The organism is Thiofilum flexile DSM 14609 (genome assembly GCF_000380185.1).
GTDB classification, from domain to species: Bacteria; Pseudomonadota; Gammaproteobacteria; order Thiotrichales; family Thiotrichaceae; genus Thiofilum; species Thiofilum flexile.
The window spans coordinates 43,482-64,334 of sequence record NZ_KB904813.1 but is presented as its reverse complement, the minus strand read 5'-3'; the positions used below and the strand labels follow the sequence as shown (position 1 = coordinate 64,334).

The window sequence follows — 20,853 nt, the reverse complement described above, 5'->3', positions numbered from 1 at the left end:
AGTCGATGCACACAATACACCTAGATAAAATAACAATGGGCTTTAGGTATGAAGAAATTATTAGTAAGTTTGGCACTGAGTCTACTACCCCTCACCACACACGCGGTGAGTCATAATCCTGATGTGAAATTCAGTCCACTGCAAACACAAGATCTCTCGGTATCCTTTAATCAACATCAAAACGGTTATTATAAAGGCGACCTGATTTGGGAAGATTGGGTCACTTTGGCTTGGGATGGTACGAAAAGTCGCGCCCAAATCTATCAAGATAAAGAGCAACCCACCAATCCTTTTTTGCGAGTCAATTACCCTAAGGATGGGGTCGGCCCTTTGCACAGTGGCGCACAATTTATGGTGCATCTGCCACCTGCTGATGAGTATTGGCTCACCTATAAGGTACGCTTTAATGGGAATTTTGATTTTAATTTAGGGGGTAAACTCCCCGGTTTTGCCAGTGGCAAGGGTAAGTATGCCAATGGGGTGATCCCCACTGATGGCAAAGGCTGGACAGCACGGCTGATGTGGGTCAGAGAGGGAGAATTAGTGCCTTATCTCTATTATGTCGATATGCCGAAAGAAAATCGCTGGGGTCATTTTTGGTCAACAGGTAACTTTATTAAACCCGATGCTTGGCAAGTGATCACTCAGCGCATCCGCCTCAATACGGGTGGACAACGTAATGGGCTGTATCAGGTCTGGGTCAACGGTAAGCCACTAGTCGATAAGCGCGATATGTTGTGGCGCTATGGTAATTATGGGCAAATTGATTCGTTTATCTTTGGCACCTATCACGGTGGCGCTCATCATGAGTGGGCACCGCGTTGGAATAGTACGGCGGATTTTGATGATTTTAGTATTAGCCGCCAAATGCCCGCCTATTTAAGAAATGCCTCTCCCGTGCAACAAGCCAGCCTACCGAGTAACCAAGCTAATCAGGTGCGACGTTTTATTCATCCACGTCCTGTGATAGTTAAACCTATACAATTTAATATCAATTTCCCTAAGCGTTAATTGAGCCTATCTGAGGTTTTAGGAATAGTATCACTCCTTTGAAATAGACGCGGAGGAGTGATATTAGCCCACTAATAAAACAGTAACTAGTATACCAATCAAATTATTGATTTATATAAAAAATAAACAGATATTAGTTTAACATTATCACCTCTTTATTTAGAGGGTTAATACTAAAAAACCCATAGAGTTTCCAGAGCAACATCTGGTAATATAGGATATGACAAATAGAAGTTACTTTTATCAGATATTAACGATACAATATTAGTTAGTATGTGACATATTTCCCACTCCAATATAGCGCCGTAATTTAATGTTAGGTAATAAGGCAAATGATATGACAGAAAAAAAAGAACTTAAAGGTTTAAGTGGATGGCTTATTCTCGTAGGGTTAGGAGTCATCATTTCACCGCTGCGTATTGCTACACAAACTTTTCCTATTTATTCAGAGATGTTCTCTAATGGGTCTTGGGAAGCTCTAACTACACCTGGCACTGGAGCTTACCATCCGCTCTGGGCACCTATTCTATGGGCGGAAATAATAATAAATGGAGGGTTGATTCTTGTGTCGATATTTATCGCTTTTTTATTCTTCTCCAAGAAAATAGCATTTCCGAAATGGTACATTGGTATACTATTTTTTAGTCTGGTGTTCGTTTTTATCGATGCATTGGCTATAAAACTCGTTCTCCCCAATGAACCTATATTCGACACTGAAACCATTCGAGAGTTAGGGCGTTCGCTTCTCACTACGCTGGTATGGGTACCCTATATGCTCGTTTCAAAACGGGTAAAAGCAACCTTTGTTAATTGAATCCTCCCTCGCTTTTTAGACTATCCATTTTTGGCGGGGTAGATCACTTTCCAAATGAATACTTCTAAGGCTCTAATGGTTGAACTGACTCCAACTCACGCACTGCCATATCAACCATTGTTCCGTAGAGATCTGCATTGTCACTGATGACAATCGCATCTCTTACCAAAGGAATGGGTAACTGACGCATTCCTCTCATAAATTGGACTACTTTTTCACCAGGCAGCGCTAATGCGTCGGGTCGACAATAAACGACGACTAGCTGCCTACCACATGATGTGACAATACGACCACGCAGGAAGCCGCCATAGTCCGGCTCATCTTTCAGAATATGCGCGTAGCCCTTTGGAACATTCTGTGCGTGAGCTTCTCTTGCATCGTGCAGCCTACCATCAGGGAAAATCCAAAACACGAAGTCAGGCTGAGTATGTGTCAGCTCTTTGATCACACCTCGACGACCACGAAACTTCTCTGCTAGAAATGGAAATACTTCTGCCATCTGCTCACGGGAGAGCGAGCCAATAGTAACCATGTAGTGCTACCTAATAGTTCATTAAACAAAATCATACCGCTTCCCCTAGAGACTTACAGCCGTCTTGCGAAAAACTCGTTTAAAATACTAAAAACTATCCCTCTTTCTACACTCTTACGTTAATATCGTGAGAGGGCTTCGTCTAATAAAGTGTTATGAATTAGTGAGGTGAGTATTCAAATGGAATTTAGCGACAAAAAAACAGCAGATTTAATTAATCTTGCTTATCATGAAAATGACCAACAACTATATTGGGATATTATTAGTGAGTTACATAAACGCGGCTCTGAAATTGAGTTTTCTAAGGCTAATAAAAAACGATGAAAACTATGATGTTCGTAACTGGGCTACCTTTGGGTTAGGAAGCCAGTGCGAGATGGATACTCAAGCAACTAGAAATGCCTTGCACAAAAAGTTATTAGATGATGATTATAAAATAAGGGGCGAGGCATTGGTTGGTCTAGCAAAACGAAATGACATCAGTATCTTGAATGTACTCATTGATGAACTAGAAGGTGAGTTTAATGGAAGAGTATAATCCCGCAAATACAAAAGCGCTCTCCCTTGTTGAGGCTATTCGCAAACGACCGGGAATGTTTTTTGGAGAGATTAATTCTTTAGCGGTTAATCATGCCATTTACGAGGTTGTTGCAAATGCTGTCGACCAATACCTTGCTGGAAACGCTACCAAAGTACAAGTAGGCTTTAATGAGAAAATCATTTGGGTTTCAGATGACGGTCCTGGCCTGCCTTATGATAAGCCTTCCCCCGATCCAAACCTTTCATTGGCAGAATTTTATTTTACTCATCGACATAATTCACCGACTGCTGACAATCACGCACCACATATTCATTTAGTTGGAGGTGGGCTTGGATTAGCGGCCATTAACGCTGCGTCAGAATTTATAAACGTAACTAGCTCTAACGGCTCATCAATCTGGAAGCAACGCTTTGGCAAGGGAAAAATATTAGGTAAAGCCTCTGAACAAAAATACCTAGGCTCTAGTGGAACTACGCTAGAGTTCCAACTGGATAGGGAGATTTTTCAAGGATACTCACTAGATCACTTTGATTTAAGGAAAACGATGTTTGAGTTGGCTCACTTTTATCCGAGGCTTATCGTTGAGTATCAGCAGGAGCGGTTTATTGCATACCGAGGCTTACTAGATTTAGCCTATATTCATTATAGAACCCCCGCCCTCGCTGATAAGCTACCCATAGCGTTTTATTTTGAAGGTATGTCAAATAAAATTCAGGTACAGGTCGCTACACTAGGAGACTCACAAAGAAAAACGAAGTACATCTCTTGGGTCAATGGTTTAGCATCGGTTGAGGGAGGAACGCATGTTGAAGGGTTGCAAGATGCCTTTAAGCACGCGGGCTGGAAGCCAACACTTGCGCTCATTCATATTATTATGCACGATCCCAAATTCGCAGGTCCTTCACGCGATGTATTGAGAAGTGAGAGCGTGAAGCATGTAATATCACACCTTTTGACTAAGCCAATCGAAGAGTTTAGGCAGGCTCAATCCTAGAAAAACGTGAACCTGATCGCTTTGTCGCATTTGACTCAATAACTATTAAAGGAGTAACAATGAAAACGTGGATGTGCATTGTATGTGGTTGGGTATATGAAGAAGAAAAAGGCTGGCCTCAAGATGGCATTCCCGCTGGTACACGCTGGGAAGATGTGCCTAGTGATTGGCACTGCCCTGATTGTGGGGTAGGAAAAGATGATTTTGTGATGATGGAGATCTAAGCAAAGCTATGATGGCTCCTCTAGCAGGGGCTGTTGGTAATGGAAGCATAGCCCACCCTTAGGCTGATTCTGTAACCATACTTGCCCACCCAAACGTTGAGCTACTTCCCGACTAATGGTGAGTCCTAGGCCGGAGCCGGATTCACTGTGTACCGCAGCACGGTGGAAAGGCTCAAAGACCCGCTCTAGTTCAGTCTCTGGAATACCGAAGCCAGTATCACAAATCTGTAGCACCGCACACTTGCCCTCCTGATATAGCTCAATATCGACCCGTCCCCCTACTGGAGTATAACGCAGGGCATTTTCCAATCCATTACGTATCAACTGCGCCAGACTACCCTCATCATCCGCAACTATTAAATCTGCTTGACGGTTCATACCCAAATCAATCTGGCGTGACTCGGCTAATGGATAGAGGTCGGCTACCACACTTTGTACACAAGCCAATAATCTAGTGGGCTTAAGCTCGACAGGTTTACGCCCCTGCAAACGTGCCAACCCCAATAGCTGATTTACCAGTGCTTGCATCCGTTGCTGGCTGGTTTGTAAGGGCTGTAGGCGTTCTCTAACCGTTTCCAGATCAGGAGCACGAGCCACATTTTCAGCCATCAAGGATAAGGCTGTTAACGGAGTACGCAATTCATGGGCAGCATCTGCCACAAAACGCCGCTGTTGAGCCATACTTTGCCCCACGCGCATTAGGAGATGATTGAGGGAACGAATAAAGGGCATAAGCTCTTGCGGAATTCGACTATCCTCTAATGGCGTTAGATCCTGCTCATGACGAGCATCCACCTTGTTAGCGAGCCGTGTTACTGGCCTTAGGTTATAGCGAATGACCCCATGTACTAACAGCAATAAAACAGGGGTCAATAACAGGAGCGGTAAGACAGATTGTAGGGTGCTTTCTAGTGCTAGTTCATTGCGAATTTCTGTCAGTTGCGCTACTGCAAAACGCTCCGGTGCATGTGTCACTAATAGAGTACGCCATTCACGCCCTTGCCAGTTGAGAGTATGTAAACCATCTGGCAGTTTTTCGGTTAGCTCGCGGTAATCTAGCGGAGCTGTATCTAATTGCAGTACCAACAAGATTTCATCCTCATGTTTATCTTGCTGATCTACTTGGTTTTGAGGCAACTTCTTTGGTCTGACGCTACCTGCTTCTAATAAACTGCCCACCTGCTGCAGGTGCATATCCTGATATTCACGCGCCTCATGATAAGCATTGAAGCCCGATATCGTTCCGCCTAGCAAAGCAAACAGCACCGTAGACAACATAATCCAACGGCTCAAAGCTCTTTGCAGCGAATACGGGTATTTCATACAGCTTTACTCACCATCCACCCCAAACCGCGTATATTTTTAATCGCATCCTTGCCCAGCTTACGACGCAGGGAATGAATCAGAAACTCGACCACATTGCTTTCCACCTCTTCATTCCAGCCATAAATACGCTCCTCTAACTCCGAGCGTGACAAGATACTACCGGGGCGCAACATCAGCGCATGTAATAAGGCATATTCCCGTGCCGAAAGCTGAATACGCTCCTCCGCTTCACGCTGAGCCTCACGGGTGGCAGGATCTAGGCAAATAACTCCATTACTGAGCACTGGGTTAGCATTACCCTGATGACGGCGAATAATGGCTCGCATGCGGGCTAATAGCTCATTAATGGCAAAGGGTTTAACCAGATAGTCATCAGCACCGAAATCTAATCCCTTAATCCGTTCTTCTACGGAATCACGAGCGGTGATAATAATCACAGGTACTAGCTGCTTGGTCTGCCGCAAGTGCTGCAACACCGCAAAACCATCCCGACGGGGCAAGCCCAAATCCAGCAGAATAAGCCCATACTCTTGAATCTGAATTGCCCCTAAAGCCTGCTCACCGTCCCTGACCCAATCTAGGGCATAGGCTTCATCTTTAAGTGCCTGTCCAACCGCCTCACCGATCAGCCCATCATCCTCTACCAGTAAAATACGCATGGCTCCTATCCTACCGACACCAAACCTAGATCATAAAACAGAAAACTTAGTAATGACTTAGAAACAAACTAACACCAGCGCTCCCCCTCACTAACTAAGCACCAGCTAATTTTTAACATCCAGACTTTAACCTGCCAAATTCATCGGGGCTATTCTGCCCCACTCATCAACATTCACTAGCTTTCTGGAGATTTCCTATGGCTGACATTACAACATCAGGGGCATTACCTACAGACCCTGCCCTTGCCATCAAGGTGCCGGTTATTATCACCTTGTTTTTCTGGATTATAAAAATTCTAGCCACCACAGTAGGAGAAACTGGCGCGGATTATCTGATTTTCAATCTACATTTCGGGCTGCCGACCACCTCTATTCTGATGAGTATGGTACTAGGGATTATCCTCTTTCTACAGCTACGCGCCAAAAGCTATATTCCTTGGTTATACTGGCTGACCGTCGTCATGGTCAGTATTGTTGGTACTCTGATTACCGATAACCTAACTGATAATTTGAATATTCCACTGACATCGTCAACGGCTGGTTTTAGTCTTGCTCTGATCTTGACCTTCGCCTTGTGGTACTGGAAAGAAGGCTCGCTATCGATCCATAGTATCAGTACCCTAAGACGTGAATTGTTTTACTGGGCTGCCATTCTAGTTACGTTTGCACTAGGTACGGCTGCGGGTGATCTAATGGCGGAAAGTCTGGGGCTGGGATATGCGGTTTCAGCACTAATTTTCGGTACTGCCATTCTGCTTATTACCTTGGGCTATTACCTGCTTGGACTCAATAGCGTACTGGCATTTTGGTTGGCTTATATCATTACTCGCCCATTAGGTGCTTCTCTAGGCGACCTGTTAGCTCAACCCGTGAATGCGGGTGGGTTGGGACTAGGAACGGTAGTAACCAGTGAGGTGTTTCTAGTAGCTATTGCCATACTGGTTGGCTATTTGACCCTATTTCGTGTAGATGCTCCTAAAACGCTAACTACTGACTAACAATAGAAAAGGCTCGCAAACAACTGGGGTATTTGCGAGCCTTAGATCAGTCAGCCTATTTAAAACTTAGCTGAATTATTTCTTATCGCCATCATCGTCTTTGTCGCCCTCATCTTCATCATCTTGCTCATTATCCACCGCATTTTTTACGACTGAACCATTGGCAGCATCAATTTGAACTTCATGGCTGGTTTGGTCAGCAGCAATAATCTCTACCTCCCAAACGTTCTGGCCTTTTTCCGTAGAGAAATCAACCCCTACAGCGGTTCCGGGAGTCGCTTGTAATGCTTTCGCGACAGCATCATTTAGACTAATAGCAGCTGAGGCCGCCGCCGCACTATCATTATCAGCAAAGGCAGCGCCACTCATTAATGTAGAAGCAACAAAACCCGTAAGAATTAATTTGTTTACCCTTTTCATAATCAGATTCCTTTTTTTAAGCTATCAATAACAATACACGCTAATGGTGTAACTCAAAGCCTAGTGCCTAAAACTTAGTTAGAGATTAGTGCGCGAAAAAACATTATCTCGCTCTTAAATACTGCCCTGTCCTTATTTCTGCGCTAGCTCTAAGTCTCTTTTAAGTGTTGCCCTGCATCATGCTCCGATCTAAAAACAAGCGAGATTGCTAAATGCAACTAAGGGTTCTTATCAATGAGTAATACAAACTTGAGTAGCCAAGCGATTGATTTAACCGACACACTGATCAATCGTGTACCACACATTATCCTGCTGTATTGGGTCATTAAGATCGCCTCGACCACGCTAGGGGAAACAGGAGCGGACATGTTTTCCATGACCTATAACCTCGGTTATGGCACTACTATCCTGATTTTCATGGGTCTATTTCTGGTGCTGTTGGGTGCTAAGTTGGCTATCCGACGTTATGAGCCGATCACTTACTGGCTGACCTTTACAGCCTCCGCTATTGCTGGAACGGCTATATCGGACTTCATTGATCGCACCCTAGGGCTAGGTTATATGGCAGGTTCTGCCTTATTGGTGATTTTGCTATTAGTGGTCTTATTAGCATGGTATTGGCGTGAGAAGTCCATCAATGTGGAATATGTTAGCAATACGCCGGTAGAGGTTTTTTACTGGCTAGCCTTCCTCATTGCGAATACCCTAGGCACCGCAGCGGGTGATTTTGTGGCGGATGATTTAGGCTTGGGTTTTGCGGCGAGTGCTGCCCTGATTTCCGGTATACTGCTCCTTATTGCTCTACTACACTTATACACTAAAGTATCTGGCACCTTGCTGTTTTGGCTAGCCTTTGTGTTGACTCGCCCATTTGGTGCGACTTTTGGTGATTGGTTAACTAAATCGCACGACAAAGGCGGGCTAGATCTAGGTACTATTGGCTCCTCAGCATTCTTTGCTATTGTGTTGATAGTGGCTGTTTACCGCGAGACACAAATGGAAAAAACAGGTAAACCGATTGCCGAACTAGACTAATACTAATCCCTACATCTACACAGGACACCGTTCCCCATGCACGCCTATCTGCAAACTATCATGGACTACACCGCTCAACATCCCTGGTTAGCCATAGAGTTAGCTTTTCTCATCAGTGCTGGAGAGGCATTGTTAGTTGTGGGGCTATTTATACCTAGCACTATTGTACTGGTGGGGCTAGGTGGATTGGTGGGGTTGGGCAAACTCAGTTTCTGGCCTATTTTTCTGGCTACTGCCTTAGGTGCTATCGTAGGCGATGCGGTGTCTTATTGGATCGGACACCATTACCGTGAGCGCTTATATGGAGTCTGGCCGTTTTCGCGCTATCAGAGTTTGCTCCATAAGGGGCAGGATTATTTCACCCATCATGGCGGTAAGAGTGTGGTAATTGGGCGCTTCATTCCGGGGGTAAAAGCGGTCGTCCCCGGTATCGCGGGGATGATGGGCATGAATCCACTGCGCTTTAGTGTATTGAATGCGGTATCGGCGTTTGCTTGGGCTGCGACTCATTTGTTACCTAGTATGTCGGCGGGTTGGCTACTAGCATTGCTAGCCGGTGTTAGTCGACGTCTAGCCGTTACAGTCGGCCTATTATTACTACTAGGTATGCTTTTGATCTGGCTAGTGAATCGGGTGATTCGCTTGGGGATTTATTATTTACCCCGTTGGCAGCAAGCACTGGAGCATAAAATTCAACAGCACCCGACTTGGCGTAATGGTCTATTAGGGCGCTTGATTCTGGCGGAGTATGCTGGATTTCGACAAGAAGCGAGTATGTATCTGCTACTGGGGTTAGCGACTAGTGGGCTAATTTTTGTATTTGTCAGTGTAATAAGACAAAGCGGGCTAGATGGGTTGGATAGTGCTCTGAGTCAGGGCTTGCAGGGGTTACGCACTGATTGGTCAGATATACCCATGCTGGTAGCTACCCTATCCGGTGATGTGCTGGTCATTAGTGGGGTGGTCATCGTGGTGCTAGGTGTATTGCTCTGGCAACGCAGCTATCAATTGCTGGGTGGCATAGTGTTGGCTATGTTAGTAGACGCTATCTTTATCTTTGGCACTAAAAATCTATTACAGCGTCCGCGCCCCTTGGTGGATCTCTATGCAGGGGGTGATGTTTATTCCTTCCCTAGTGGGCATGCTGGATTCAGCGCTCTCTTGGCAGGTTTGCTGATCTGGTTTACTCTAAAAGGCTGGCAAGGCTATAAGCGCTATTTAACCGTACTAATACTCACCCTACTGGCAGGCTTAATTTCATTATCACGCATTTATCTGGGAGCACACTGGCCTTCGGATGTGTTGGGGAGCCTATTTTTTAGTACTTTGCTGGTATTGGTATTTGCTGAAGTATTTCGGCAAGAGAATGTGACTTCAGCACTCACTCAAAAAGTGATATTAGGAGCTGGCTTGAGCTATATCCTGCTCACAAGCTGGCATGTGTATAGTAGCTGGGATAATGCCGAGCAGAAATACCAACGCCAACCTCCTCTACCGATTACCCTGACTCAACCTTGGCTACAAGGGGGCTGGGCTAGTCTACCGGCTTACCGCCAAGATCTACATGGCGCACATGAGGAACCCTTTATACTGCAATGGAAAGGTAATTTGGTGCAGTTGCAAGCCATTTTGCCCGATTGGCAGATAGCCCCTCACCTCTCTCTTGCCAGTATGAATGAGGTAGTCATGGGGAATACACCTATAGAACAATTGCCCGTGCTCCCCAAACTACAGGCGGGGCGAGCGCAAAGATTTACGCTGCAAAAACCTGATGCTAATGGGCGCTTTGTGCTTCGGCTCTATCCACAACAGGTGATAGAACCTGATGGAAGCAAGCAGATCATCTGGCTAGGCAGTGTCACACATGAGCAACTATACCATCCACTAGGGCAGCTCAGTCTGGCTTGGAGTGATAATGATAAAAGCTGTACCGCGCCCATTCTACTGCAACTATCCCATGCCCAATTGAGTGGTAAGTTATTAGTGGGGAGTCCAGAGCATGCCGGATGTAGCGGTGAATTAGTACTGGGTTATGGTGAATAAGGCCTATATTAAGCCACTAATTAAATAGGCAACTGATGGCTGAAACCGCAACGCTTTTTAGGGTACTGCGATGAACCTCTACTACGGCGGCAATGGCCTTTTGGGTATAGCCTTGTTCGCGTATACGAAATGCTATCGCGCGTTTTTCGGTTTGGGCAGCGAGGTTTAACTGTCGGGTATCTCTACTTTTCATGGAGCTAGTTTAACAGTTTGTTTTTGCCTCCTATTTATTTAGGAGGTTAATAACAATTGTGTCCACCCGAAGGAACAAAAACCTCCGGACGGGTTAAAATACAACCAATATCTAGCCGCTTTGCGGGCTGGCCGGGCAATGGACGGGATGCGTACTATGGAATTTTGTCTGGAGAGAGTGGCATGACTGGCAAGGGGCTAGTCAATGACCGGATTGGTTTCTGGCCTGCTGACGGTGGTGGCCTGCCACCCCTGCGGTCTGCCCTGTCGGGGAATATGGCTGTGGATGTCTGCATCAGCTACCGGAGCACCTGAGGGAGCAAAGCCTGAAACTGTGGAGGCATTTGCCACTGATCTGGCACGGCTAGCAGAGCAGGCATCAGTCTGAGGGACTGACGCCTGCAGCCAATCAGCTCATGGTTGCAGTGGCATCAGTTGCAGCTACATTTGGCTGAGGAAGCCTGATCGTTCCAAAAATCGCCGACATAGGCGGTATTGCCCGGTGTAAAGGTTCGGTTGTCGCCCCCGTAGTTGCTGTGCTGATAGATCGTCAGCGTGCAGGATGAGGGGACTGCTACGGCAGAGACCTTGTCATTCCAGCTATTACCGACCCAGGGCATGTTGCCGCTCACGGGGAGTACGCCGCCGCCAAAGTTGGCATGTTCATACATCTGGCAGGCCGGGCGCGGTGGTTCCGAGCACTGGCATTGTAGGGCGGAAATCTGGTCATTCCAGATATTGCCGATAAAACTGCTATTGGCAGCGAAAACCCATCGGTCGCCTTTGTAGTCGATGTTCTGGTAGGCAATCAAACGGCAGCTGTTATTGACTTGGATCGAGGAAATCCTGTCGTTCCATGATGAACCGATGTTGGCAATATTCTGCCCTGATACCAGAGTGAGGGCTGCACCACCATAATTGATGTGTTCGTAGACCTTACAATCTGCCTGAACGGCAGACGCGCTGAACAGACTGAATCCGATGACCAGTATGGCTTTTGGCATATTCATGTTGATACCTCGAAGTGTGGTAGGGGGGAGGAGGGACCGGATATAACTGAATCCGATGACCAGTATGGCTTTCGGAATATTCATGTTGATACCTCGAAGTGTGGTAGGAGGGAGGAGGGATCGGATGCAATCGATGACGTCACTTGATTGAATCAGTATACGGCTTTGGCGGCGGATTGTATCCCTTTAATTAGGAGAGTCTGACATCATTCTTAATGGCCGGATCAGTTTCTGGTACGCCGATATTGGTGGTCTACCTTCCCGGTGGTCTGCCCTGCCGGGGGATATGGCTATGGATGTCTGCATTATCGAGGCTGGATTCACTGGCTTGTGGAGTGCCTATTACCTCAAGCGGCTGCAGCCAGACCTGCGCATTGCCATTCTGGAGCGTGAATTTGCCGAATTTAGGGCGTGATGGCTGCTCAGCCTAATCTGAGCGCACTGGAGCAACTTATACGGGCAATGCAGGCGACTCCCCAATGGGTGGAGACCTGCATGAAACTGCGTAATAGCGTCGCACAGTTGCTAGGCTTAAAGAACTCAGGTGGTTTGGGTAGTTTTGATCTGAATAAGGCTGAAGCAACTTACAAGGTAGGAGATCGTCTTGGCATCTTCACATTGCTTGAGATCACAGCAGATGAGGTACTAGTGGGCGATAATGACAAGCATTTGAATGTAGTAGTATCGATTAGCTGCGACAGAAAATCCGCTGAGCAGACTATTGTCACGGTAACAACCATCGTTCATGTCCACAATTGGCTAGGAAAGCTATACATGCTCCCCGTCGCACCGATGCACAAGCTGATTGCACCTGCGGTTACCAAGGCGATAGGATAAATTTAGCCTTTATATTCAAACGGATTCAGCAACTGAATATCGAAATTACTAAAATCTGCCACATTGCGAGTCACCACTATCAGCTTATGCACTTGGGCAATGGCGGCAATCATGGCATCTTCATACAAAGTATCAGACTTTTTATGCATCAGCCTTGCCCAAGCCCTAAAAGCTAGCCCATCCAAAGATAAAATATTATAAGTATCCGCTACCTGATCTAACCAAGCTTCTAATTCAATGGCTCGTTGTGGATCTTGATCACGGGTCAGCTCTATACCTGCCTGAATCTCAGCTAATGTCACCGATGAGAGATACAAATCCTTATCATCCACCGATTGCAACCAAGCTAGGACAGCTCCGTGCGGTTTAGCTCGCCTCAATTCAGAAACCACATTCGTATCTAATAAATACATGACTTATAGAATCTCTTGCACATTTCTTCTACGAGCTTGCCCACGCTTCGGCAGCACTAAATCACCCCGCCCGATATCAGACAACAATAAGTCTTTTAAGGACGGCTTTGCAGCCACCTGAAGCCTGCGCCAGACCTCTACAGGAACTAATACGGCCTCCTCAACTCCACGGCGTGTCACCACTTGCGGCCCTTGCTCAAGGCACGCATCCAAAAACTCACTAAAACGCGATTTAGCATCTTGAACAGCCCAGGCTTGCATAATCACACCTTTAAATAACTAGTCACATGACTAGCTTATTAGATTTTTTCACCAAAAACAAGGGCGCTTACAAACTCCGATTTTATGCTAAACTATCTGCCATTTTTGCAGAATTGACGACAGGTAAAATGTAATGGCAGGCCATAGTAAGTGGGCGAATATTAAACACAAAAAAGCGGCTGTAGATAAAAAGCGCGGTAAGATTTGGACCAAACTCATTCGAGAAGTCACCGTTGCTGCCCGTGAAGGTAAAACCTCTGATCCTAATGCGTCTCCACGTTTACGTTTAGCGGTAGATAAAGCCTATGCAGCAAATATGCCTAAAGACACCATTGAACGTGCTTGTAAGCGTGGCTCCGGTGAGTTAGGTGCTGAAAACTATAATGAAGTGCGCTATGAAGGCTATGGCCCTGGTGGGGTTGCTATTATCATTGACACTGCCACTGACAATGTAAACCGTACTGTTTCTGAAGTACGCCACGCCTTGAGTAAACATGGTGGCAATATGGGCACTAGTGGCTCCGTTAGCTATATGTTTAATAAGCTTGGTGTATTGAGCTATGCCCCCGGTGTAAATGAAGACAAACTCATGGATGCAGCCCTTGAAGCGGGTGCGGATGATGTGGTGATGGCAGATGATGGCTCTGCTGAAGTCCTAACTACACCGGACAACTATGCGGAATTAGTGGCTACTCTGACTAAAGCAGGCTTAGAGCCTGATGATGCTGAAGTGACCGAACGGGCGGATAATCTCACTGCCGTCGATCTTGAGAATGGTGAACGTTTATTAAAACTGATCGATATGCTTGAAGAGCTAGACGATGTTCAAGAAGTCTTCCATAACGGTGATATTCCTGTCGAACTCTTAGACGACGATGAAGAATAGACGCATTATGGGCATTGATCCCGGCTCACGCTTTACGGGGGTTGGGATTATTGATAGTGATGGGCAGCGCTTGCTACATGTACACAGTGATTGCATTAAATTAGGCGACCGCCCTATTCCTGAGCGCTTGGGCATGATTTTCAATGGTATCACCGACCTCATTAAACTCTATCAGCCGGATGAGTTAGCTATCGAAAGTATTTTCGTCGCCACCAATGCTGGGGGTGCTTTGAAATTAGGACAAGCACGTGGTGCCGCGATTTGTGCGGCGGTAGTTCAGCATTTGAGTGTGCATGAATATAGTCCACGCGAAGTCAAGCAAGCCACCGTAGGCAAAGGCTCTGCGGATAAAACTCAAGTGCAACATATGGTCAAATATTTGCTGAATCTGCACGGTAAATTACAAGCCGATAGTGCGGACGCTTTAGCCGTAGCGATTTGTCACAGTCATGCTAGCCATCTCAATAATCGTATCCAACAAGCAGGTCTGCAATGATTAGCTCTTTACGCGGGAAAGTACTTCTCAAGCAACCGCCCGAGCTTATGGTCGAGGTCAATCGTATAGGTTATGAACTCCAAGCCTCTATGAATGTATTCTATGCTCTACCGCTGGAATCAGACGCTGAAGTCCTTATCTATACTCATCTAGCTATACGTGAAGATGCCCATACCTTATATGGCTTTGTCTCACTCGATGAGCGTAGTACCTTTCGTCAATTACTCAAGGTCAATGGAGTAGGGCCAAAATTGGCACTCGCCATCGTATCGGGTATGACCACGACGGAGCTGTATCAAATTATTCATGCGGCAGATATTAATGCCCTGAGTCGTATTCCGGGAGTGGGAAAGAAAACGGCGGAGCGTTTGGTGGTCGAACTCAAGGATCGCTTGCCTAAACCCTCGGATACAGGATTATCCCATGCCCCTCTGCGTACAGCTAACATCGATCCTGCTGATGAAGCCCTCAATGCACTACTGGCACTCGGTTATAAAGCCCCCCAAGCCGAAAAAATGATTGCTGCTTATAAAGATCAAGGCTTGAGCGTGGAAGAAATGATTCGCCAAGCCCTACGTTCTAGTCTTAAGTGACAAAACTGACAATCCTGTTAGCTGTCACCCACTTGTCACTTCTTTTAGCCGATTTCGTCAATTGTGTCACTTCCTGACAGTGGCACAAGCTCTGTCAACGTCCTAGAAATTTTCAAGCACATTAATATAACACTTAAATATCAATAACTTATAAATATTTTCATAAGTTGGCACAGCCATTGCAATATAGAAATCAACAAGGACGGAATAAAACAAAAACAACAACAAAACAATAAGAAAGCGGCTAAGGGAATAATAACAATAACAAACTAGCAGTCCAAAGTAGGTAGCGAGTCTAAGTATCAAAATAATAAGAAACTTGCACCTGCTAAGGCAATAACGATCAACAGCAAGCCCTAAGAGGTGGAGAGTGGACCTAAACTCTAATAAAAATAAAATGTCCGCCACGCCTCGATTCCGATACCCCCTGCGTCAAAAACAGGGGGCATTTTAAGGACGAACTGATAACAAGAATTATAACGATCAACAGCAAGCCCTAAGAGGTGGAGAGTGGACCTAAACTCTAATAAAAATAAAATGTCCGCCACGCCTCGATTCCGATACCCCCTGCGTCAAAAACAGGGGGCATTTTATCCAAGGCTCTGGTTGGTGATTAAAATAAAAAATTAACAACAATAATAAGAACCCAAACCATAAGCCCCGATGAGATGTTACTAGCTAGAGTTTCATGATCGAGTGAAATCTTAACAGTACTTCTCAATTTATCACCCCCCATTCAGTTGGGGGGAGTTTTTAATAACAACAACAATAAAATGAATAACGAGTGTCTCTTGTTATTTAAAGCTTAGCTCCAATTCGTTGGAGCTTCTTTTTTTTGTGCTGTTTATGATTCAAATTGTTTAGCCTGCTCCCAAGCCTCATCCATTTGCTTTAAAGTCGCCTGCTCTAAACTAATACCCTGCTCTTGCAATAATACTTCTACTTTTAAAAAGCGCTGCTCAAACTTACGATTTGTTAAGCGCAAGGCATTATCCGCACTCACGCCTAATAGCCGCGCTAAATTCGTCGTACCAAAAATGACATCCCCCACCTCTTCCTCAATCCGGCTAAAAGGTTCTCCCTGCTCTATAGCCTCCACTACCTCATCCAATTCCTCTTGAATTTTAGGCAATACCTGTTGCCAATGTTCCCAATCAAAACCTACTCGTGCCGCGCGTTTTTGTAGTTTTTGACTACGCTGTAGCGTGGGCAAGGTAGTCGGTATATTGGCAAATAGGGAGGGTGCTGTAGGCTCTTTTGTCGCGCGTTCTTGTGCTTTAATAGCATCCCAAGCTTGTTTTTGTTCGGTTTCATTGGCAAAGGTGGTATCGCCAAAAATATGCGGATGGCGGCGTTGCATTTTCTGGGTAATCCCTTGGGCTATATCATTGAAATTAAATAAGCCCTGCTCTTCTGCGATTTGTGCCATGAATACAATCTGGAATAATAAATCCCCTAACTCGTCTTGAAGTGCCTTGGCATCATTACCATCGACCGCATCGGCAACCTCATAAACCTCTTCCAAGGTATAGGGCAATAGGGTTTGCCAAGTCTGGCGTTTATCCCACGGACAACCTGTTAAGGGATCGCGTAAACGTTGCATGAGTGCTAATAACTCATGGATAGCGCTGGCTTCGGACATGATTTTTACCTTATGAGCATCAAAGCGCTGAGTATATCGCTATATCCAGCTCATGATGTGGCGCTCTTTTTGCGGTAAACTGTGCGTATGAATACTTTGCCTCCTGTTGTCCATGTGGCGGTGCAACGCCCCTTTTATAGTACGCTTGATTACAGTTATGATCCTACCCAAGGCTCGATTCCTCTTGGCTCACGTTTAGAAATCAAACTAGCAGGGCGAACTACCGTAGGAGTGGTGATGGGCAGTAGCCCTACTCCGACCTTGGCTGATCCTAAAAAGCTAAAAGCCATCACCCGGCTAATGGACAATGAGCCGATCTTAGATGCTCATCTCGTGGAGCTATTAGACTGGGCGGCTAAGTATTACCATGAACCTATTGGTGAGGTCGTATTTACCGCCTTACCTAGCCTATTACGCCAGCAACGCCCCCTCAATCTACCTATTTGGTGGCAACTCACCGCCACCGAATCGCCTACCGAACTACAACGCGCCAAACGTCAATTAGCTCTCTATGAATGGCTGAAAGCTCAGGGCGGCTATGTGAGCGAAGACGCGGTGGCGGCTTGGGCAGGTAATGGTTGGCGAGTCACTATGCGCCATTTAGAGGCCAAAGGCTTAGTAGCTAGTACAACGTTACCCCCAGCTCCCTTAGAGCATATTGCCACTGCTCCTCATTTGACTTTAACCCCTCAGCAACTCGCCACTATTGAGGGTATTCAGCACGCCATTACTCAAGCCGAGTTAAAACCAACCCTATTACATGGCATCACAGGTAGTGGTAAGACCGAGGTCTATCTGCGTGTCATGGCACCAATTTTGGCGCAAGGTAAACAGGTGCTAGTACTCGTCCCTGAAATCAGTCTAACCCCACAACTATTAGGGCGCTTTCGTACTCACTATCCCCATGAGCGCATGGTCTGTTTACACTCAGGGCTAACCGATCAAGAGCGCTTGCAAGCATGGCTACAAGCACAACAGCAACAAGTACGGATTATCATTGGCACTCGCTCAGCGGTATTTACCCCCTGCCCTAATTTGGGCTTGATTATTATTGATGAGGAGCATGATTTATCGTTTAAACAGCAAGAGGGTTTTCGTTATCACGGACGCGACCTAGCCATTAAACGGGCGCACATGCTCAATATTCCGATTATATTAGGCTCAGCTACTCCCGCACTGGAAACCTTACACAATGCGGATAGTGGGCGCTTTCATTATTTTCATTTAGCCCAACGTCCGGGAACTGCCAAACCACCGAGTGTGCAATTACAAAATATTCGCGGGCAAACCTTACGCAGTGGCCTCTCTAGTACCACGCTCTCCATGATTAAGGACACCCTAGCGCGTCAAGAGCAAGTAATGCTCTTTATCAATCGGCGTGGTTTTGCCCCTTTACTGATGTGCTCATCGTGTGGCTGGTCGGGGCAGTGTGAACATTGCAGTGCCAATATGACCTACCATGCACGGCAAGGTAAATTAATTTGCCATCATTGCTCCGTAGAAAAACTAGTACCAGAGCACTGCCCTCAATGTGGTCATCACCATTTAGTCACCCAAGGGCAAGGTACGGAACGCCTAGAGCTGGTTCTCTCGCAAACCTTTCCTACTATCCCCATTATTCGCATTGACCGTGATAGTACCGCTCGAAAAGGGGCATTAGCCGAGCGTTTGCAACAAGTTCATGAGCACCCCACAGCCATTTTAGTAGGCACACAAATGCTAGCCAAGGGGCATGACTTTCCTAATCTAACCTTAGTGGTGGTTCTCGAAGCAGATGCTGCTTTATTAAGTTCGGAATATCATGCCCGTGAACGTTTCGGTCAGTTATTAGTACAAGTCGCGGGGCGGGCTGGACGCAGTGATAAAGCCGGGCAAGTGATTATTCAAACCAATCATCCCGAAAATCCGGCTTTAGTTACTTTATTAGCACAGGGCTATACACTATTCGCGCGGCAATTATTGGAAGAACGTAGGCGCTGGCATTATCCGCCTTTTGGTTATCAAGCATTACTACGGGCTAATGCTCCAGAATTAAATGATGCCTTGGACGTATTAGATAAAATGGCTGAGCATTTACAACTATTTGGCTTAGGAGGGGTCATTTTATTAGGCCCTACTACGGCAATGTTAGAAAAACGCGCGGGACGTTATCGCACTCAACTGCTATTACAATCCGCTAATCGTAAAGCATTACATACTTTACTCAATTATCTGACTCATACTATTAAGCAATTGAAATTTCCCGCTAATACACGTTGGTCTATTGATGTTGATCCTCTAGATTTAACCTAAACTTAGACTGCTAACTTGCGGTATACCTTTAAGTCACGCAACATTAGTGGATTAGGATATAGGGTTGGGATATCCCTTTCCACTTTGATAGACTTGACTAACAATAACCCTCGCCCTTTGGGGATTCATGGATATGACTAAAGATTTTAAAGAAGAGAGCACACGTACTGAAAACTCCCAGTATGGTATCAGTTGGATGTTGGGTGGTGTGGCGGTAGGCTTATTAGCTGGTATTGTCATGTTTAATATTATGGGCGGTAATATCACTACCAATGCAGCCCCTCCTACCGATAAGGCGGTTAACAATACTACAGCCGCGACTTCAGCTACCGCATCCACAAAACCTGCGAGTACGCCTTTAACCACGGCTCCTGCTCCAGCTACAACGCCAGCAGATAACCGCCTCGGATTTAGCTATCATGCTGTGTTACCGGTTATTAGTATGGATGAGTCTTTAGCCCCCATTATGTTAGCGGAGGAAAATCCTACTGCCACCCCTGCTGCCACAACAGCTGATAAAAAAGTGACATCCGACAAAACCACTAAAGCTAGCGCCGAAAAAGCTCCGGCTAAATCGGCTAATTCAACGGACGATGCAGCCGCTTCTGGTAATTTTATGTTTCAGTTAGGAGCCTATCGCTCCCAAGCACCTGCGCTAGATATGCAAGCTAAAGCCCGTAAATACGGCATGAATACCCGTATTGAACAGGCCAATGTCAATGGTCAGGTTTGGTATCGTATTCGTATTGGCCCTACTAAAGATCAAGGTGTCGCAAATCGTTGGCGGCAATCTATTTCAGCCATGGGTATTGACCCCATTATGATCCGTATGTAATAGGTAGTTTTTTCACAAAAAATTGACTTTACTCTATGATAAGGCTATTTAAGCCAAATAACGATGATGATCGAGGAGATTGATTGATGGCATATTTAGATATGGATAGTGGCACTATTGTTGCCAATGCGAGCGATACGGAACGCTCAACGTTTATTAAACGTACTTATCTACACTTAGGCTTAGCGATACTCGCTTTTGCTGGGATAGAAACCTTATTGATTAGTTCTGGTGTAGCTAAATCCTTTGTAGGCGTTTTAGCCGCTAATAAATGGATGTGGTTTGTTGTAATAGCGTTATTCATGGGTGTTTCTTATGTCGCTGATAATTGGGCACGTAGCCCTATGTCACGCGAGAAACAATATTTAGGTTTAGGTGTATTCATCGTTGCTGAAGCGATTGTATTCATGCCTTTGCTCTATATTGCCTATAACTATGCCCCTAATGTTATTCCTCAAGCAGGCTTAATGACTTTAGCCTTAGCAGGAGGGATTACCTTTACCGCCTTTACTACTAAGAAAAACTTTTCTTTCTTAGGCCCTATTCTAACTATTGGCGGCTTTGTCGCTTTAGGTGTGATTTTAGCTAGTATGTTATTTGGCTTTAATCTGGGCTGGGTATTTGCGGCTATCATGGTTGTATTTGCGTCAGCGGCTATTTTATATAGCACCTCACAAATTATTCATGAATACCATACTGATCAATATGTAGCGGCTTCCTTAGGTTTATTCTCTAGTGTAGCCTTACTCTTCTATTATTTAGTGCAACTATTAATGTCATTAGGTAGTAGTGACTAAGC

27 protein-coding genes are annotated in these 20,853 nt (G+C 45.6%); 18 read left to right on the top strand and 9 right to left on the bottom strand.

Features of this window, described 5'->3' with window-relative positions:
• Window positions 1-48: 48 nt before the first annotated feature.
• Both A3IK_RS20565 and A3IK_RS0116315 read left to right on the top strand, forming a co-directional pair.
• The gene (locus A3IK_RS20565; RefSeq protein WP_020561043.1) at window positions 49-1,011 is read left to right on the top strand and encodes a polysaccharide lyase; all 963 of its coding nucleotides are present in this window, start codon (window positions 49-51) and stop codon (window positions 1,009-1,011) included.
• A gap of 337 nt (window positions 1,012-1,348) precedes the next feature.
• Window positions 1,349-1,825 (top strand): DUF2569 domain-containing protein, encoded by a 477-nt coding sequence (locus A3IK_RS0116315; protein ID WP_026221027.1) that lies wholly within the window; start codon window positions 1,349-1,351, stop codon window positions 1,823-1,825.
• A gap of 64 nt (window positions 1,826-1,889) precedes the next feature.
• On the opposite strand, the gene A3IK_RS0116310 is transcribed toward A3IK_RS0116315, so the two are convergent.
• A complete protein-coding gene (locus A3IK_RS0116310) occupies window positions 1,890-2,357 on the bottom strand; it encodes a hypothetical protein (RefSeq protein WP_020561041.1) in 468 nt (155 codons plus the stop codon).
• Window positions 2,358-2,537: 180 nt separating this feature from the next.
• Between A3IK_RS0116310 and A3IK_RS21795 the strand changes: the two genes are divergently transcribed.
• From A3IK_RS21795 to A3IK_RS0116290, 4 genes are read left to right on the top strand one after another with little or no spacing between them, the layout of a single operon-like run.
• A complete protein-coding gene (locus A3IK_RS21795; RefSeq protein WP_020561040.1) occupies window positions 2,538-2,681 on the top strand; it encodes a hypothetical protein in 144 nt (47 codons plus the stop codon).
• Window positions 2,623-2,895 (top strand): HEAT repeat domain-containing protein, encoded by a 273-nt coding sequence (locus A3IK_RS21940; protein ID WP_245539498.1) that lies wholly within the window; start codon window positions 2,623-2,625, stop codon window positions 2,893-2,895. The genes A3IK_RS21795 and A3IK_RS21940 overlap by 59 nt, the downstream gene beginning before the upstream one ends.
• On the top strand, window positions 2,882-3,892 hold the full coding sequence (locus A3IK_RS0116295; protein ID WP_020561038.1) for a DNA topoisomerase IV subunit B family protein: 1,011 nt from the start codon (window positions 2,882-2,884) through the stop codon (window positions 3,890-3,892). The genes A3IK_RS21940 and A3IK_RS0116295 overlap by 14 nt, the downstream gene beginning before the upstream one ends.
• Window positions 3,893-3,951: 59 nt before the next feature.
• A complete protein-coding gene (locus A3IK_RS0116290; protein WP_020561037.1) occupies window positions 3,952-4,116 on the top strand; it encodes a rubredoxin in 165 nt (54 codons plus the stop codon).
• Window positions 4,117-4,122: 6 nt separating this feature from the next.
• Here the strand turns inward: A3IK_RS0116290 and A3IK_RS19830 are convergent, their stop codons facing one another.
• A complete protein-coding gene (locus tag A3IK_RS19830) occupies window positions 4,123-5,439 on the bottom strand; it encodes a sensor histidine kinase (RefSeq protein ID WP_040849473.1) in 1,317 nt (438 codons plus the stop codon).
• Entirely contained in the window at window positions 5,436-6,101 is a 666-nt protein-coding gene (locus tag A3IK_RS0116280) for a response regulator (protein WP_020561035.1), read from the bottom strand. The genes A3IK_RS19830 and A3IK_RS0116280 overlap by 4 nt, the downstream gene beginning before the upstream one ends.
• 197 nt (window positions 6,102-6,298) lie before the next feature.
• Here A3IK_RS0116280 and A3IK_RS0116275 point away from each other — a divergent pair, with 197 nt between their 5' ends.
• The gene (locus A3IK_RS0116275; RefSeq protein ID WP_020561034.1) at window positions 6,299-7,099 is read left to right on the top strand and encodes a COG4705 family protein; all 801 of its coding nucleotides are present in this window, start codon (window positions 6,299-6,301) and stop codon (window positions 7,097-7,099) included.
• Between the two features lie 75 nt (window positions 7,100-7,174).
• On the opposite strand, the gene A3IK_RS0116270 is transcribed toward A3IK_RS0116275, so the two are convergent.
• On the bottom strand, window positions 7,175-7,519 hold the full coding sequence (locus A3IK_RS0116270; RefSeq protein WP_020561033.1) for a PepSY domain-containing protein: 345 nt from the start codon (window positions 7,517-7,519) through the stop codon (window positions 7,175-7,177).
• 234 nt (window positions 7,520-7,753) lie between these two features.
• On the opposite strand from A3IK_RS0116270, the gene A3IK_RS19825 reads away from it, so the two are divergent.
• Together A3IK_RS19825 and A3IK_RS0116260 are read left to right on the top strand one after the other, a co-directional pair.
• A complete protein-coding gene (locus A3IK_RS19825) occupies window positions 7,754-8,554 on the top strand; it encodes a COG4705 family protein (protein ID WP_020561032.1) in 801 nt (266 codons plus the stop codon).
• Between the two features lie 36 nt (window positions 8,555-8,590).
• Window positions 8,591-10,597 (top strand): bifunctional DedA family/phosphatase PAP2 family protein, encoded by a 2,007-nt coding sequence (locus A3IK_RS0116260; RefSeq protein WP_020561031.1) that lies wholly within the window; start codon window positions 8,591-8,593, stop codon window positions 10,595-10,597.
• A 16-nt stretch (window positions 10,598-10,613) separates the two neighbouring features.
• Here A3IK_RS0116260 and A3IK_RS21420 read toward each other — a convergent pair whose 3' ends face one another.
• Window positions 10,614-10,790, bottom strand: a complete 177-nt coding sequence (locus A3IK_RS21420) for a hypothetical protein (protein ID WP_020561030.1) — start codon at window positions 10,788-10,790, stop codon at window positions 10,614-10,616.
• A gap of 204 nt (window positions 10,791-10,994) precedes the next feature.
• Between A3IK_RS21420 and A3IK_RS0116250 the strand changes: the two genes are divergently transcribed.
• The gene (locus tag A3IK_RS0116250; protein WP_020561029.1) at window positions 10,995-11,177 is read left to right on the top strand and encodes a hypothetical protein; all 183 of its coding nucleotides are present in this window, start codon (window positions 10,995-10,997) and stop codon (window positions 11,175-11,177) included.
• Window positions 11,178-11,220: 43 nt separating this feature from the next.
• On the opposite strand, the gene A3IK_RS0116245 is transcribed toward A3IK_RS0116250, so the two are convergent.
• Window positions 11,221-11,883, bottom strand: a complete 663-nt coding sequence (locus tag A3IK_RS0116245) for a peptidase inhibitor family I36 protein (RefSeq protein ID WP_020561028.1) — start codon at window positions 11,881-11,883, stop codon at window positions 11,221-11,223.
• A 208-nt stretch (window positions 11,884-12,091) separates the two neighbouring features.
• On the opposite strand from A3IK_RS0116245, the gene A3IK_RS21610 reads away from it, so the two are divergent.
• The gene (locus tag A3IK_RS21610; protein ID WP_020561027.1) at window positions 12,092-12,214 is read left to right on the top strand and encodes a hypothetical protein; all 123 of its coding nucleotides are present in this window, start codon (window positions 12,092-12,094) and stop codon (window positions 12,212-12,214) included.
• Window positions 12,214-12,636, top strand: coding sequence for a DUF2867 domain-containing protein (locus A3IK_RS0116235; RefSeq protein ID WP_020561026.1), 423 nt, complete (start codon window positions 12,214-12,216; stop codon window positions 12,634-12,636). The genes A3IK_RS21610 and A3IK_RS0116235 overlap by 1 nt, the downstream gene beginning before the upstream one ends.
• A 2-nt stretch (window positions 12,637-12,638) precedes the next feature.
• On the opposite strand, the gene A3IK_RS0116230 is transcribed toward A3IK_RS0116235, so the two are convergent.
• Both A3IK_RS0116230 and A3IK_RS0116225 read right to left on the bottom strand, forming a co-directional pair.
• Entirely contained in the window at window positions 12,639-13,049 is a 411-nt protein-coding gene (locus tag A3IK_RS0116230) for a type II toxin-antitoxin system VapC family toxin (RefSeq protein WP_020561025.1), read from the bottom strand.
• Window positions 13,050-13,052: 3 nt separating this feature from the next.
• Window positions 13,053-13,310, bottom strand: coding sequence for a type II toxin-antitoxin system Phd/YefM family antitoxin (locus A3IK_RS0116225; protein WP_020561024.1), 258 nt, complete (start codon window positions 13,308-13,310; stop codon window positions 13,053-13,055).
• Window positions 13,311-13,443: 133 nt separating this feature from the next.
• On the opposite strand from A3IK_RS0116225, the gene A3IK_RS0116220 reads away from it, so the two are divergent.
• The 3 genes from A3IK_RS0116220 to ruvA are packed head-to-tail and all read left to right on the top strand — an operon-like array spanning window position 13,444 to window position 15,285.
• Window positions 13,444-14,196: a YebC/PmpR family DNA-binding transcriptional regulator gene (locus tag A3IK_RS0116220; RefSeq protein WP_020561023.1), complete on the top strand. Its 753-nt coding sequence runs from the start codon at window positions 13,444-13,446 to the stop codon at window positions 14,194-14,196.
• Window positions 14,186-14,692: a crossover junction endodeoxyribonuclease RuvC gene (gene ruvC / locus A3IK_RS0116215; protein WP_040849471.1), complete on the top strand. Its 507-nt coding sequence runs from the start codon at window positions 14,186-14,188 to the stop codon at window positions 14,690-14,692. The genes A3IK_RS0116220 and ruvC overlap by 11 nt, the downstream gene beginning before the upstream one ends.
• Window positions 14,689-15,285 carry a Holliday junction branch migration protein RuvA gene (ruvA, locus tag A3IK_RS0116210; RefSeq protein ID WP_020561021.1) on the top strand — a complete coding sequence of 199 codons (597 nt, stop codon included), beginning with the start codon at window positions 14,689-14,691 and terminating at the stop codon, window positions 15,283-15,285. The genes ruvC and ruvA overlap by 4 nt, the downstream gene beginning before the upstream one ends.
• An 844-nt stretch (window positions 15,286-16,129) precedes the next feature.
• On the opposite strand, the gene mazG is transcribed toward ruvA, so the two are convergent.
• Window positions 16,130-16,927 (bottom strand): nucleoside triphosphate pyrophosphohydrolase, encoded by a 798-nt coding sequence (gene mazG, locus A3IK_RS0116205; protein ID WP_020561020.1) that lies wholly within the window; start codon window positions 16,925-16,927, stop codon window positions 16,130-16,132.
• An 87-nt stretch (window positions 16,928-17,014) separates the two neighbouring features.
• On the opposite strand from mazG, the gene A3IK_RS0116200 reads away from it, so the two are divergent.
• From A3IK_RS0116200 to A3IK_RS0116190, 3 genes are all read left to right on the top strand, one after another.
• Window positions 17,015-19,219 (top strand): primosomal protein N', encoded by a 2,205-nt coding sequence (locus tag A3IK_RS0116200; protein ID WP_020561019.1) that lies wholly within the window; start codon window positions 17,015-17,017, stop codon window positions 19,217-19,219.
• A gap of 133 nt (window positions 19,220-19,352) precedes the next feature.
• Window positions 19,353-20,054 (top strand): SPOR domain-containing protein, encoded by a 702-nt coding sequence (locus A3IK_RS0116195; RefSeq protein WP_162596681.1) that lies wholly within the window; start codon window positions 19,353-19,355, stop codon window positions 20,052-20,054.
• A gap of 86 nt (window positions 20,055-20,140) precedes the next feature.
• Window positions 20,141-20,851, top strand: coding sequence for a Bax inhibitor-1/YccA family protein (locus tag A3IK_RS0116190; RefSeq protein ID WP_020561017.1), 711 nt, complete (start codon window positions 20,141-20,143; stop codon window positions 20,849-20,851).
• The last annotated feature ends 2 nt before the right edge of the window (window positions 20,852-20,853 follow it).